Origin of the sequence: Streptomyces albicerus, assembly GCF_008905045.1 — a bacterium.
GTDB classification, from domain to species: Bacteria; Actinomycetota; Actinomycetes; order Streptomycetales; family Streptomycetaceae; genus Streptomyces; species Streptomyces albicerus.
The window spans coordinates 150,849-163,912 of the sequence record NZ_VWMY01000004.1; the positions used below are offsets into that span (position 1 = coordinate 150,849).

12 protein-coding genes are annotated in these 13,064 nt (G+C 70.0%); 9 read left to right on the plus strand and 3 right to left on the minus strand.

The genetic code is table 11. The annotated features are described in order from the left end of the window. Positions 1-426 precede the first annotated feature (426 nt). Positions 427-1,881 (plus strand): glyceraldehyde-3-phosphate dehydrogenase, encoded by a 1,455-nt coding sequence (locus GAS53_RS04790; RefSeq protein ID WP_151476145.1) that lies wholly within the window; start codon positions 427-429, stop codon positions 1,879-1,881. 92 nt (positions 1,882-1,973) lie between these two features. Here GAS53_RS04790 and GAS53_RS04795 read toward each other — a convergent pair whose 3' ends face one another. Next, on the minus strand, positions 1,974-2,315 hold the full coding sequence (locus GAS53_RS04795; RefSeq protein ID WP_151476146.1) for a MerR family transcriptional regulator: 342 nt from the start codon (positions 2,313-2,315) through the stop codon (positions 1,974-1,976). A 550-nt stretch (positions 2,316-2,865) separates the two neighbouring features. Between GAS53_RS04795 and GAS53_RS04800 the strand changes: the two genes are divergently transcribed. The 8 genes from GAS53_RS04800 (at position 2,866) to GAS53_RS04835 (ending at position 11,518) form a co-directional block, all read left to right on the plus strand. Beyond that, positions 2,866-3,237: a hypothetical protein gene (locus tag GAS53_RS04800; RefSeq protein WP_151476147.1), complete on the plus strand. Its 372-nt coding sequence runs from the start codon at positions 2,866-2,868 to the stop codon at positions 3,235-3,237. Between the two features lie 437 nt (positions 3,238-3,674). Next, positions 3,675-3,878, plus strand: a complete 204-nt coding sequence (locus GAS53_RS04805) for a cold-shock protein (protein WP_151476148.1) — start codon at positions 3,675-3,677, stop codon at positions 3,876-3,878. A gap of 337 nt (positions 3,879-4,215) precedes the next feature. After that, positions 4,216-5,760 carry a DEAD/DEAH box helicase gene (locus tag GAS53_RS04810; protein WP_151476149.1) on the plus strand — a complete coding sequence of 515 codons (1,545 nt, stop codon included), beginning with the start codon at positions 4,216-4,218 and terminating at the stop codon, positions 5,758-5,760. A 61-nt stretch (positions 5,761-5,821) separates the two neighbouring features. Further along, positions 5,822-6,220, plus strand: coding sequence for a CBS domain-containing protein (locus tag GAS53_RS04815; RefSeq protein WP_404829173.1), 399 nt, complete (start codon positions 5,822-5,824; stop codon positions 6,218-6,220). 52 nt (positions 6,221-6,272) lie between these two features. Further along, positions 6,273-6,593, plus strand: coding sequence for an SCO5918 family protein (locus GAS53_RS04820; RefSeq protein WP_151476150.1), 321 nt, complete (start codon positions 6,273-6,275; stop codon positions 6,591-6,593). Positions 6,594-6,693: 100 nt separating this feature from the next. Continuing rightward, entirely contained in the window at positions 6,694-9,000 is a 2,307-nt protein-coding gene (locus tag GAS53_RS04825) for a serine/threonine protein kinase (protein WP_151476151.1), read from the plus strand. Beyond that, positions 8,997-10,223: a hypothetical protein gene (locus GAS53_RS04830; protein ID WP_225858729.1), complete on the plus strand. Its 1,227-nt coding sequence runs from the start codon at positions 8,997-8,999 to the stop codon at positions 10,221-10,223. The genes GAS53_RS04825 and GAS53_RS04830 overlap by 4 nt, the downstream gene beginning before the upstream one ends. Beyond that, complete coding sequence (locus GAS53_RS04835; protein WP_225858730.1) at positions 10,220-11,518, plus strand: type 2 periplasmic-binding domain-containing protein; 1,299 nt, start codon at positions 10,220-10,222, stop codon at positions 11,516-11,518. Before GAS53_RS04830 ends, GAS53_RS04835 begins: the two co-directional genes overlap by 4 nt. Positions 11,519-11,636: 118 nt before the next feature. On the opposite strand, the gene GAS53_RS04840 is transcribed toward GAS53_RS04835, so the two are convergent. After that, a complete protein-coding gene (locus GAS53_RS04840; RefSeq protein ID WP_151476152.1) occupies positions 11,637-12,431 on the minus strand; it encodes a hypothetical protein in 795 nt (264 codons plus the stop codon). Positions 12,432-12,738: 307 nt separating this feature from the next. Beyond that, positions 12,739-13,026, minus strand: a complete 288-nt coding sequence (locus GAS53_RS04845; RefSeq protein ID WP_151476153.1) for a hypothetical protein — start codon at positions 13,024-13,026, stop codon at positions 12,739-12,741. Positions 13,027-13,064 lie beyond the last annotated feature (38 nt).

The following is a 13,064-nucleotide window of genomic DNA, read 5'->3' on the forward strand; positions in this document are numbered from 1 at the left end:
CGGGCCGACGGCTCAGGGCCGGGTCCTGCCGTCGGGGGTCACCACGGTGCGAGCCGTACTGCCCGCCATGGTCGAGCGCGGTGACGGTGCGAGCCGTACTGCCCGCCATGGTCGAGCGCGGTGACGGCGCGAGCCTGTTCGCCGCGGGTCAGTCCCGGCGGTCAACGTCGGCGCGCTGATCGAGAGCAGCGTGCCGCACCAGGCGATCACCTCGGCTGCCGGCCCGCTGGAATTCGAGCCCTCGGTCATCCGCCCCGCCACCGAACTCCCGCTGGCCCACGCAGAGTTGCAGCGCGGTCCCTGCGCGACCAGGCCGGCTGTGGAACCGCTCAGCCTTGGCAGCTTCGCCCTCAGACGGCACCGGGTGCATGATCGAAGCGGCGTAGGTTTAGCATATGAGCGCCGTCTAGCTCGAAAGATAAACCTGTGACTGTCAACGACGACTCGTTCACCAACTGGAAGACCCGCGAGGAGATCGCGGAGTCGATGATCCCCATCATCGGGAAGCTGCACCGGGAACGGGACGTCACCGTCCTCCTGCACAGCCGCTCCTTGGTGAACAAGTCGGTGGTCAGCATCCTCAAGACCCACCGATTCGCCCGGCAGATCGCCGGTGAGGAGCTCTCGGTCACCGAGACGCTGCCCTTCCTGCAGGCGCTCGCCGCCCTCGATCTCGGCCCTTCCCAGATCGACATCGGCATGCTCGCCGCGACGTACAGGACCGACGACCGCGGTCTCTCGGTGGAGGAGTTCACCGCCGAGGCCGTCGCCGGTGCCACGGGCGCCAACAAGATCGAGCGCGGCGAGGGACGCGACGTCGTCCTGTACGGCTTCGGCCGCATCGGCCGCCTCGTCGCGCGCCTGCTCATCGAGAAGGCCGGCTCCGGCAACGGACTGCGGCTGCGCGCCGTGGTCGTTCGCGGGGGCGGCGGCCGGGCCGCCGAGGATCTCGTCAAACGCGCCTCGCTGCTGCGCCGGGACTCCATCCACGGCCAGTTCCAGGGCACGATCACCGTCGACGAGGCGAACAGCACGATCATCGCCAACGGAAACGCGATCAAGGTGATCTACGCGAACGACCCGTCGGAGATCGACTACACGGCGTACGGCATCAAGGACGCCATCCTCATCGACAACACCGGCAAGTGGCGCGACCGCGCGGGCCTGTCGGAGCACCTGCGGCCCGGCATCGACAAGGTCGTCCTGACCGCGCCGGGCAAGGGCGACGTCCCCAACATCGTGCACGGCGTCAACCACGACATGATCAAGCCGGACGAGCGGATCCTGTCCTGCGCGTCCTGTACGACCAACGCGATCGTCCCGCCGCTGAAGGCGATGGCGGACGAGTACGGCGTCCTGCGTGGCCACGTGGAGACCGTCCACTCGTTCACCAACGACCAGAATCTGCTGGACAACTACCACAAGGCCGACCGTCGCGGCCGCTCGGCGCCGCTCAACATGGTCATCACCGAGACGGGTGCGGCCTCCGCCGTCGCCAAGGCGCTGCCCGACCTCAAGGCGCCGATCACCGGCAGCTCGATCCGTGTCCCGGTGCCGGACGTCTCCATCGCGATCCTCAGCCTGCGGCTCGGGCGCGAGACCACCCGCGAGGAGGTCCTCGACCACCTCCGCGACGTGTCGCTGACGTCCCCGCTCAAGCGCCAGATCGACTTCACCACCGCTCCCGACGCGGTCTCCAGCGACTTCATCGGCTCACGCCACGCCTCGATCGTCGACGCCGGCGCCACCAAGGTCGACGGCGACAACGCGATCCTCTACCTCTGGTACGACAACGAGTTCGGCTACTCCTGCCAGGTCATCCGCGTCGTCCAGCACGTCTCCGGGGTGGAGTACCCGACCTACCCGGCCCCGGCGGCCTGATCTCGGCGGACTGTCCGGTCCCGGTCCGCGTACGTCGCGCCGTTTCAACGGTGTCGCGGTGGCCGTCCGGTGGGTGCGGCCCTACTGGGTGGTCAGCTGTCGGCGGGCTTGCTCTGGGAGTCCGTGGCGGCGCGGCGGTACTCGTCGTTCATGCGTCGGGCTTCCTCGAGCTGGTCCTCCAGGATGACGATGCGGCAGGCGGCATCGATCGGGGTGCCCTCGTCGACGAGCCGACGGGCGCGGGCTGCGATGCGCAGCTGGTAGCGCGAGTAGCGGCGGTGTCCGCCTTCGGAGCGCAGAGGGGTGATCAGGCCAGCTTCACCGAGCGCACGCAGGAAGGCGGGTGTGGTGCCGAGCATCTCGGCGGCCCGCCCCATGGTGTAGGCGGGGTAGTCGTCGTCATCCAGGCGGTCGAGCGGGGAATCTGCGGTCACTTACACCTCTTGGGGAAAAAGGGCGGGGGCTCTGGTGACGTTCGACACCAGAGCCCCGAGGTGATGCCAACACCATCTGCCGGGCTTGTTCACTGGGCCGGCTTTCTGCATCCGCACACCTGTGCGCAACAGGGAGGGTGAATGCGGGGATCGCGGATGTGTGACCGGGACCACCGTCCAGTCCGGGGCCTTGCGGTACCCGGGCTGTTCGCTTTCCTCGCCCGGGCGATCCTGATGGTGCCGGTCTTCTTTACCTCGGTTGATCTCTTGGCTACGTGACGAAACCCTAGCCCTGCTGGACACGCATGTCTATTCTCGCTACGGCAGGTTTTCTACACGGCCAGGCCGCGTACTTCTGCTCCAGAACGTCATGGAAGACTCCGTCAGCCGATCTCCGTACCAGTTGCGCCGAGTCGGCGGGAGTCCGCGCGCACCGCGAGTCGCACCGTTCGTGCCAAGGCCGGGGCTCGGCGCCGTACGGTCCGCGGCGTGGGCACTCCCCCGGCCGGAACGTCCGGCCTCGATCTCCGCGGGAGTAGAATCAGCGGTCATGTCGAAGCCTGATGAACTGCTCGTTGGCATCGCCGATCTGGTGGAGTCGGAGCGAAGCAATCAGATGTCTCTCACCGTGGTCGTTCAGGGAGCCGTCATCACCGGCCGACTGGCCCCTGAGTCCATGTGGAGGCAGCGCGTGGCGGAGGTCCTCCAGGACTCCGACCGCCTGGGCGCGTTCTCTGCCGTATTCACGGACACGGACCGTCGCCCCAAGCAGGCCGACGAACTTCCCACCCATCTGCACTTCCACGTCGCACGGATCCTCCAGGGCAGCCTGGGGATTCCGGAAACGGGCGGGATGTACCGTATCGCCCTCGATGACGTCAGCGCCTGGACCATCGGCGACGTCAGCTACAGCGACCACTGATCACACCGTCGACCGGCGCGTTCACTCGGGTGGGTGAAGCGCGCGACTGGGACATGGTTCCAAGGGGACGCGAGCGGGCGGGAGCGGGTGACTTCTCACCCGTGGCCGGACAGCGATTTTCTGTCTGCCCGATTTTCTGCCGGAAAATTCCAGGAGAAATATCTAATGCGGTCACTGCAGAAATGACTCGTGGAGCGGCAAGCATTCCAAGGGGCAGCGGAGTGCCGACTTGAATCCAGCGCACCAGGACCCGCCTCGTGCTACTGTTGAGCTCAGTTGCAGTTGTGGTTCCCAAGACTTCAAGTGCCCTCATCGACCCAACGCGCCGATGAGAGCACTTTTTTATTTGCCGGTGCCTTCCGGACGGGGTAATCATCGCGGCAACGCCGGGCTCGCACGTTGCGATCCCAGGGCACTGCCCCGTAAGGAGATATGACATGGCTACTGGCACCGTGAAGTGGTTCAACGCGGAAAAGGGCTTCGGCTTCATCGAGCAGGAGGGCGGCGGCGCCGACGTGTTCGCCCACTACTCGAACATCGCTTCCTCCGGCTTCCGCGAGCTGCAGGAGGGCCAGAAGGTGAACTTCGACGTCACCCAGGGCCAGAAGGGCCCGCAGGCGGAGAACATCACTCCCGCCTGACGCTGACGCGTTTCACGAGTTGGGGCCCGCACCTTGGGTGCGGGCCCCAACTCGTGCTCGTAACCCCTCCTCCGCGCCCGTGCCGGCCCTGACGAGCGGTGCGAGACAGCCCGGTCGACTGCCGCAGCGCATCGAAACGGGATCGGGCGAAGGTTTCCAACCGCCCTCCATCGGTATTTCCCCAGCGATCTCTTCGCGGGGCGTATTCACTCTTTCGAAGCAGGCGGCAGTCAAGTCCCTGTGCTTCGTCTCATCTTTTCCGGCTCGTTCTTGTGAAGCTCCGTGCGGTCTTTCTGCCGGAATTCTTCGATACGCGCCGCATCGAGGAAGGTTCTGCATGAACCGCACCACTCGCACGAACGACCGCTATTCCCGCAGCCGAGGCGGCAGCCCCGCAGGCTCGGGCCGAGGCGGCAGCTACCGTTCAGCGTCCGCCGGCCGCTCCGGCGCCCCCGGCCGTTCGGGAGCGCCGAGCCGGTCCGGCGGCTACGGGCGCAGGCCTGCCGGGCTCCCGCAGGAGTTCGCTCTGCCGGTCACCCGCACCCCCGCACTGCCTCCCGTCGAGTCCTTCGCGGACCTCGACATGCCGCCCGCCCTCATGAAGGTGCTCGCCGGTCTCGGGATGAATGATCCGTTCCCGATCCAGGCGGCGACCCTGCCCAACTCACTGGCCGGCCGGGACGTCCTGGGCCGTGGCCGCACAGGTTCGGGCAAGACCCTCGCCTTCGGACTGGCGCTGCTCGCCCGCACCGTCGGGCAGCGCGCGCAACCGCGCCAGCCGCTCGCTCTGGTCCTGGTGCCCACCCGTGAACTGGCGCAGCAGGTCACCGACGCTCTCACCCCGTACGCGCAGTCGCTGAAGTTGAAGCTGACCACGGTGGTCGGTGGGATGTCGATCGGCCGCCAGGCGAGCGCGCTGCGCGCCGGTGCCGAGGTCGTCGTCGCGACGCCGGGCCGGCTCAAGGACCTCATCGACCGTGGTGACTGCCGCCTGAACCAGGTTGGCATCACCGTGCTGGACGAGGCCGACCAGATGGCGGACATGGGCTTCATGCCCCAGGTCACCGCACTGCTCGACCAGGTACGCCCCGAGGGCCAGCGGATGCTGTTCTCCGCCACCCTCGACGCCAACGTCGACCTACTGGTCCGTCGCTATCTCAACGACCCGGTCGTCCACTCCGTGGATCCCTCGGCCGGCGCGGTCACCACCATGGAGCACCACGTGCTCTACGTCCACGGCGCCGACAAGCACGCCACCACGGCCGAGATCGCCGCCCGCGACGGCCGGGTGATCATGTTCCTCGACACGAAGCACGCCGTCGACCGGCTGACCAAGGATCTCCTGGCCGTCGGTGTACGTGCCTCCGCCCTGCACGGCGGCAAGTCCCAGCCTCAGCGCACCCGCACCCTCACCCAGTTCAAGACCGGCCATGTCACGGTGCTGGTGGCCACCAACGTCGCCGCCCGCGGCATCCACGTCGACAACCTCGACCTCGTCGTCAACGTCGACCCGCCCAGCGACCACAAGGACTACCTGCACCGCGGAGGCCGTACCGCCCGTGCCGGCGAGTCCGGCAGCGTCGTCACCCTCGTCCTGCCCAACCAGCGCCGCGACATGAGCCGCCTGATGTCCAACGCCGGCATCACCCCGCAGACCGCCCAGGTCCGCTCCGGCGAGGCCGAGCTCAGCCGCATCACCGGTGCCCAGGCCCCGTCCGGCGTTCCTGTCACCATCACCGCACCGGCCGCAGAGCGCCCCAAGCGCGGCGCGTCCTCCTCCCGCGGGCGACGCAGCCGCCCCGCCCAGGCCCGCCGCTCGGGCGGCTCGCCCCGGACCGCATCCGGTGAGAACCGGGGACAGGCTCTCGGTAGGACCGCGTAGCCCACGACGAAGCCCACCACACCCGGCTCGTCGGCCCGCCCCTGCCAGAAGGAGACCGCACTTGACGCTTCGGACACAGTTGTGCCGGACGAACGGCCCCGCGCAGACTGCGGGCGACGCCATGACCACACCGGGGCCGCAGGTCCGCGACGACATGGCGGTCGACGTGGCTCTGTCGGTTCTCACCAGCGCTCGCATCCCCCATCTGGTGGTCTGTGACGCCGACGGCCGCTGCACCGGTCTGGTGACCCGGGACCAGCTCGCCGCCATCCCGAGCACCCCTTGGGACACCGACGACACCCGGTTGCGGGACATCGTCCACGATCGTGGACCGTTCACGCCCGTCCTGATGCCGCGCCACGATGCCGAAGACGCAATGCAGGGCCGCAAACTCGGGGCGTCCCCCGTGATCGACGAGGACGGCTACGCCCTCGGAGTCCTCGTCCTCCCCCACCCCTAGGCCCTCGGGTCACCCACCCGTCCGGCCCTCTCCCCCGATTTGTGAGGCAAACATGCGCTGTATCATCGCCCGCTTCCCGTTCGACCTCGTCAAGAGCGATGTGGAGGCATCGATGAAGGGCATCAAGCCCGAGGCCGTCACAGGCGACTCCGTACTCATCGGCCGCCGCCACTATCCTGTCAAGCAGGTCGGCGAAGTCATCACCAAGCAAAACCGCCGCGACTTCAGCAGCGGTGAAATGGTCCGTGCGCTGACCCGCCTCGGCTTCACATGCCGGAGCGCCCCCGCCCCCACCCCCGACCGCACTCCCGCGACCGTGCTCACCCCGCTCCAGACCGCATCGGCACTGCTCGGAACGCCGACCCAGCCGTAGCGGCGACCGGCGCGCCACGACCGCAGCCGGACGGATCGGCCACATCATCCTCACCTCGACACGGAGCCATTCCCGGCCCGCGCGTCTATCCTGAGGACGCATGGAAGGGGCTGCGGGCAGAGAGGCGACCGGTGAAGTGCCGGAATCCAGTGGGCCGTTCGGACCGCACGTCGTCGCCGCGCAGCCAACATTCCTGCGAGGCGCGAAAGTCGAACTGCCCGAGGAGAATCCCGACCCGGTCCTGCTGCCCTCGATCACCCTGCTGGGGCCCTCACCGTCGCACGGCAGTGAGCGGGACGGGCTCCCGCTGCCGTCGGGGCAACTGCTCGCCGGGCAGTACCAGTTGATCCGGCCGCTCGGCTACGGGGGAATGGGCGAGGTCTATCTCGCACGCGACACCAAGGTCGACAACCGCGAGGTCGCGATCAAGATCCTGCACCCGGAGCAGGCGGCGGCTTCGGCGGGGGCCCTGGCCCAGGAGCGGCGGGCGCTGGTCGATCTCAGCCACGACGACATCATCCGTGTCTTCAACTACGGGCACCATCCGGAGGTCGGGGACTTCCTCGTCCTCCAGTACGTGGACGGGCTCACGCTGGAAGAGGTGCGGGCGCGGGCCCAGGTGACCCCGGCCGAGTTCGGCAGGAGCCGCTTCCACGAGTTCGTACTCGCCTACGGGGTGCGGATCCTGGCCGCGCTGGGATACCTGCACGCCGACCAGCCCCGCAAGGTCTACGGCGACCTCAAACCGGACAACGTCATGCACAACGGGACCACGACAAAGATCATCGATGTGGGCAGCGTCCGCGTGGCCGGCCTCCCCGGCCACACCACGTACGGGTTTTGCGCCCCGACCGTCGGCGCGAACGGTGAATCCACTGGCCAGGACGACCTGTTCAGCCTGGGCGAGACCCTGCGGCGGCTGAGCGGGCTGGGGCGGTCACCGGACGATCTGGCCGAGCTGGGACGCCTCGACGTGATCAGTCGGCTGGGCCCACCGGGCGACGACCCCGAGATCCCCGAGGCCCACTCGATGACGGCCCCGCCTCCCCGCGGGCTCGGTCTGGTGTCACTGGCTCGGGTGCTGCACCGGGCGACCCGCAGCGAGCGGGCCGAGCGGTTCGCCACCGCACGGGAGATGCAGGAGCAACTGCGCGGAGTCTTCCGGGAGTTGCGGTCGCTGCGGACCGGGCTGGAGACCTTCGAACCGTCGCCGCTCTTCCTCCAGTCGCCGTACGCGCTCGACGCGGCGCTCGGATCCGCGCCGCCCCTCGCCCGGTGGGCCGCGCCGGATGTGCGCGCCCCGTACGCGCCGCCGTCGCCCGCCGAGGTCGCGCAGCGGCTGCCCGTACCGCGGCCCGATCCGCACGACGACCACCACGCGCAGCTGAGCAGGCTGGCCGACGCCGCCCCGGAGGCGCTGCTGCAGCACACCGCGGACTGGCGGGACTCGCCGGAGGTGCATCTCCTGCGCTGCCGCCTGCGGTTGCGGGGTGCCGGGGGCGGGACCAAGGCCGCCGAGCGTGAACTGCGGTCCGCCGAGGCGCTGATCGGGGCCGAGCGCGCCCCGCACGACTGGCGGCTCGACTGGCACCGCGGGCTGCTCGCGCTCGGCCGGGACCAAGTGGCCGCGGCGCGGCGGCACTTCGACCAGGTGTACGCGGCGATCCCGGGCGAGTACACGCCCAAGCTCGCCCTCGGCTACTGCGCTGAACGCCTCGGCCGCTGGCACGAGGCGCTGACGTTCTACGAGGCGGTGCGGCTGCGCAATCCGTCGCTGGGCAGCGCGGCCTTCGGCGGGGTGCGGGCACGCCTCGCGCTGGGCGGAGAGCGGGCGTGGGACGACGTCCTGCGGGCACTGGACGCGGTGCCGCAGCACTCGCGGCACCGGACTGCCGCGCGTACGGCCGCCGTTCGTGTCGGCGTCGAGCATGTGCGGACCGCCGAGCACCCGGATGAGGCGGCCGAGCGGCTCCGTGAGGTACTGGAACGGCTGGCCCGGCTCTTCCACGCGCACGGGCTGACGGACGAGCAGGCCCGGGTCCGGATGACGACGGAGGTGTGGGAGGCCGTGCAGGGTGTCCTCGCCCGCGGGGCCGTCGACGGGGCGGGCCTGGCCGCGCTGGCCGCGGCTGCCGACGAACGGCTCGGCCTCCCGTCCGACGAGCCCGGCCTCCGCAGGGACCTCTCCCGCCTCTACCTCACCCTCGCCCACCAGGCCGCCCGTTCCGCCTCCCCCGAGGACACGGCCGTCGCCGAGACCCTCCTGGACCGTGCCTATGCGGTCCGTCCGCTCGCCTTCCGACACCACAGGGACAGCCCATGGCTCGGGAAGAGAGTCACGACCTGGCTCCGGGCGATCGCCCACACGCCGGCGCCGAGGAAGAACGCCCGGACGGCTCGCGAGTGAACGGAGCGGCGTGGCCTCGGCGCGCGAACCGGAACGCGGGGGCCGATACGCCGCCGTCCGCACGCTTCCTGCGCGCGGCGCGGGCCGCACGCGTCATCGCCGCCGAACTCGCGCGCCGCGTCTGGCGCTACCTGTGGCCGTCGACGGCCGGCCGTCGCAACCGCGCGTATCTGCGCGATCGGCTCGTCGCGCTGCCGCTGCTCGCCGTGGTGGCGTTCGGGGCGCTCGGCTGGGCGTACGCGGACGTGCGGGACGACTCGGCGTACATGCAGGACCGGCTGGGACCCGCGCTGGTCGGACTCGCGAACGCCAAGGCGTCGCTGTTCATCGCGCAGGGCGAGGCCGAGGAGAACCTCGACGAGGGCCGGGCGGCGGAGCTCAGCGGGCTCAGCGAGCGCTACCGGACACGGGTGGCGCGGGCGACACAGAGCCTGAACCAGGTCACCCGCAGCGGAGCGCTGACCGTGGCCGAGGAGCAGGAGCTGCGTGTGGTGTCCGCGCTGGTCGTGGACTACACGGGCTGGATCGGCCGGGCCCAGGGGCACGCCACCGACCCGGTGCTGCGGGACGCCGAGCTCACATACGCGCGCAGCATGCTCTGTTCGGCTCCGGTCGCCGCCGCGGACAGCCAGGATCGTTTTCCGCCGTGTCCGCCCACGACCGGCTCCGGCGCGACCTCGATCGTGGACCGGGTCGCCGGGCTCGAGCGGCAGTTGCGCGAACGGCTCGCGGACCGTGCCGCCTGGGGCGCAGGCGTGCATGCGGCCGCCGTGGTGTCCGCGCTCGCCCTCGTGCTGCTCGCCGCCGGGCTCTGGCGCACGGTGTCCTTCCTACGCCGCCGCTTCCGGATCCGGCTCAGCATTCCGCTCGCGACCGCCGCCCTGCCGCTGCTCGCCGTGCCCCTCCTCACGGCCGACGCGCTGCTGGCGCAGCATGCCCAGACGGAGGCCGTCCCGGTGGCGGACGCGCTCGCCGAGCGGACCTCGCCCGCGACGGAGACGGTCGCCGAGGAGCGCCCCTTCGACGGCCCTGACCCCTGGGCCATCGAGGTACTGGAAGCCCGGATCGACGACGGACTGTCCGGCGGGCGGCTCGCCTTCCTGGACGGGATCGCCCCCTTCGTGTTCCCCGCGGGCCTGGTCGGCGCCGGCCTCGCCGGCGGTGCTCTGCACGCATACCGGCGCGAGTATCTCGTGGTCGCCCGTCCGGGGGCCGTCTCATGAACCGTGCCATCAGCCGTCTCATGAGCCGTGTCCTGCGCGCCCTCCTCGCGGTCTGCCTGCTCGCCCTCGTCCCCGGCTGTACGTCCGATCCGCCCGACCCGCTCGTCGTGCTGGGGCCTTGGACCGGCGCGGAGGGCGAGGCCTTCGAGGCCGCTCTGAAGCGGCTCGACGACGGGACCGGCAGGACGTACACGTACGAAGGAACCCGCTCGCTGCGCGAGACCCTCGTCTCGCAGCTGGAGGCGGACGCCCCGCCGGACGTGGCGATTCTCAACAGCATCGGCGAACTCACCGAGTACGCCCGCCGCGACGAGCTGAAGCCCCTCGTCGAGGAGACCGCCGAGCGCGCGTACCCGCCGTGGGCGCCGACACTGCTCGTGGACGGCAGGCGCCGCACGTACTGGGTGCCGCTGAAGGTCGACCTGAAGAGCCTGGTGTGGAGCAAGGAGGGGACTTCGAGCGACGATCCGACGTGGTGCGTGGGGCTCGCCTCGCAGGCCACCTCGGGCTGGCCCGGCACCGACTGGATCGAGGACATCCTGCTCCACCAGGCGGGCCCGGCCCTCTACACCGAGTGGGCGACGAGCAGGCTCAGCTGGCGCGACCCGGCCGTTGTGCGGGCCTGGACGACCTGGGCACGGCTGCTCGGCGACCGCTCCGGGGCGTCGATCGAGCGGTCCCTGACGACGTCGTACGAGGGCACGTCCGGGCCCGACGGACCGCGCGGCGTGCTGGACTCCCCCGGCTTCGACTGCACCCACGAGCACCAGAGCGCCTTCATCCGGTATGTGTACGCGGGCGACGACGTCCGGGTGGAGCCGTCGGCCCGGTTCCTGGACGGGCGGGCCGAGTACCGCGACGCGTACGAGGTCGCGGGTGACATGGCCGCCGTGTTCAGTGACGACCCGGCTGCTCAGGAGTTGGTGGAGCGGCTGTCGAGCCCGGCGGGGCGGGAACGCTGGCGGGCCGAGGCGGCCCCGGCGGTGCGTCCGCTGTTCCCGAACACGGTCGGGCTGCCGCCCACGGCGCCCACGAACCCCGTCGAGCAGGAGATCGAGTCCCTGCTCAACTCACGTGCCCGCACACTCTGCTTCGACGCCTCGGACGTGATGCCGCCCGAGCTCCGGGACGCCTTCCACCGCGCGGTCCTCGAGTTCTTCCGGGACCCCACGGACACGCATGTCGCTTCGCTGCTCCAGCAGTTGGAGACCGTACGCGTCCAGGTGGACGAGGAGTCGGCCGACGGCCCCTCGTTCCGTCCGCCCGAGGACATCTGCGCGAGCCCGGGCGGGTGAGCGGGGCGGGTCGCCCGGCCGTACTCGTGCCCCTCGCAAGTCACGTTACGGGCCCCGGCGTTCATGGCCGGCCCCGGCCCTCTCCGAAGCCCGTACTGCATCAGCTGTGGGGCGGAGGTCAGTGGTCGTCGGTGATGCGGGTGGCGATGCCGTTGCTGACCTTCACCTCTGCCGAGACGCCCTCCTCGGCGGCCTTCTCCAGCTCCGCCTCGGTGCACGCGGTGGCTGCCTGGCCCTCCGCGTCGCCGCAGATGTCGCCGGTGCCCCAGATCTCGGTGTCGTCCGCGACGAAGAACTGCTGCTCGGTGCCCTTCATGTCGGACACCGTGTACTTGCCCGGCGCCAGGTAGGACACCGTGCCGAACCATGTGCCGTTCACGCCCTTGCCCTGGTTGACGCCGTCGAGCGCGCTCTCCGGGTCCCCGTCGCCCGAGGCGGCGCCGTCCTCGCTGTCGTCGACGGCCGGGCCCTCGTCCGGGGCGGCCTGTTCGGTGACCTTCACGGCGATGCCGTCCTTCATGACGACGTCCGCCGCCACCGATCCGCTCTTGAGGACCTTCTCCAGGTCATCGGTCGAACAGACCGTGTCGGCCGCCGGGTTGTACTCGCCGCAGATCGTGCCCGCCCCGTAGACCTTGGTGTCCTCGGCGACGAAGAACTGCTGGTCCTTGCCGTTGGCGTTGACGATGTACTTGCCCGGCGCCAGGTACTCCACCGTGCCGCCCGCGAAGGTCCCGCTGATCCCCTCGCCCTTCGACGCCGCCTGCGCCGCCCCGGCCGGCTTCCCGTCCCCGCCGTCCGAGGCGGAGGCCGCGCCGTCCGTCGTGTCGTTCTGGCAGGCCGTCAGCAGCGTGGTGCCCGCGACGAACGCGGCGGCGATCAGGAAGGACTTGGTACGGCGGACAGTGATCATGATGGCTTCCCCCTCAAGGAAGAGCCGGGCTGGTCATACCCGGCCCTCTCGGCGAACTGGCGTGTGATCACCATGCGCCGAACGTGAGGTGCGGGGCCAGTGATGTCCTTGATCCACGACACCGTTGTCACCGTTCCCGTACACAGCAACAGCACGGCTTCGGACGGATATCGGAGCAACCCTCGACGCCCTGACACCCTGCTCCTCGGCGGAGTGGGCAGGCAGGGCCGTCCCGTGGCCCGGCAGCCCTGCGGAGGCGAGTGCCCTGGCCGACTGCGGAATCGTCATGCAGTCGCCGACCGCTGTGTCACCGGAGGGAGTCGACTCGAGCAGACTCCTGCCGCTGCTGGTACTGCTCGTTCCAGAGGTCGGCGAGTTCGCCGAGTGCGCTGTTGATCCGGCCGAGTTCCCAGAGCAGGTAGACGCTCGCTCCGGCGAATGGGATCCACTCACCCCATTGGAAGATGAGAACCGGCATGTACAGCAGGCCGGCCAGGACAAAGAACTTGAGGAAGATCTCGGCCGTGAACGTCTGTTTGCGTGCGACGACGACACGCTCTCCGCGGCCGTGGATCCACTGCAGGCGCGATCTCATGACTACCCCCTCGGGCTCTGGGTGGACATCGTGCCGTC

Excerpts from the sequence above, each read along its gene's own strand:
- GAS53_RS04845 (WP_151476153.1), bottom strand. The coding sequence starts at position 13,026 with ATGAGATCGCGCCTGCAGTGGATCCACGGCCGCGGAGAGCGTGTCGTC.
- GAS53_RS04840 (WP_151476152.1), bottom strand. The coding sequence starts at position 12,431 with ATGATCACTGTCCGCCGTACCAAGTCCTTCCTGATCGCCGCCGCGTTC.
- GAS53_RS04805 (WP_151476148.1), top strand. The coding sequence starts at position 3,675 with ATGGCTACTGGCACCGTGAAGTGGTTCAACGCGGAAAAGGGCTTCGGC.
- GAS53_RS04810 (WP_151476149.1), top strand. The coding sequence starts at position 4,216 with ATGAACCGCACCACTCGCACGAACGACCGCTATTCCCGCAGCCGAGGC.
- GAS53_RS04835 (WP_225858730.1), top strand. The coding sequence starts at position 10,220 with ATGAACCGTGCCATCAGCCGTCTCATGAGCCGTGTCCTGCGCGCCCTC.
- GAS53_RS04820 (WP_151476150.1), top strand. The coding sequence starts at position 6,273 with ATGCGCTGTATCATCGCCCGCTTCCCGTTCGACCTCGTCAAGAGCGAT.
- GAS53_RS04800 (WP_151476147.1), top strand. The coding sequence starts at position 2,866 with ATGTCGAAGCCTGATGAACTGCTCGTTGGCATCGCCGATCTGGTGGAG.
- GAS53_RS04825 (WP_151476151.1), top strand. The coding sequence starts at position 6,694 with ATGGAAGGGGCTGCGGGCAGAGAGGCGACCGGTGAAGTGCCGGAATCC.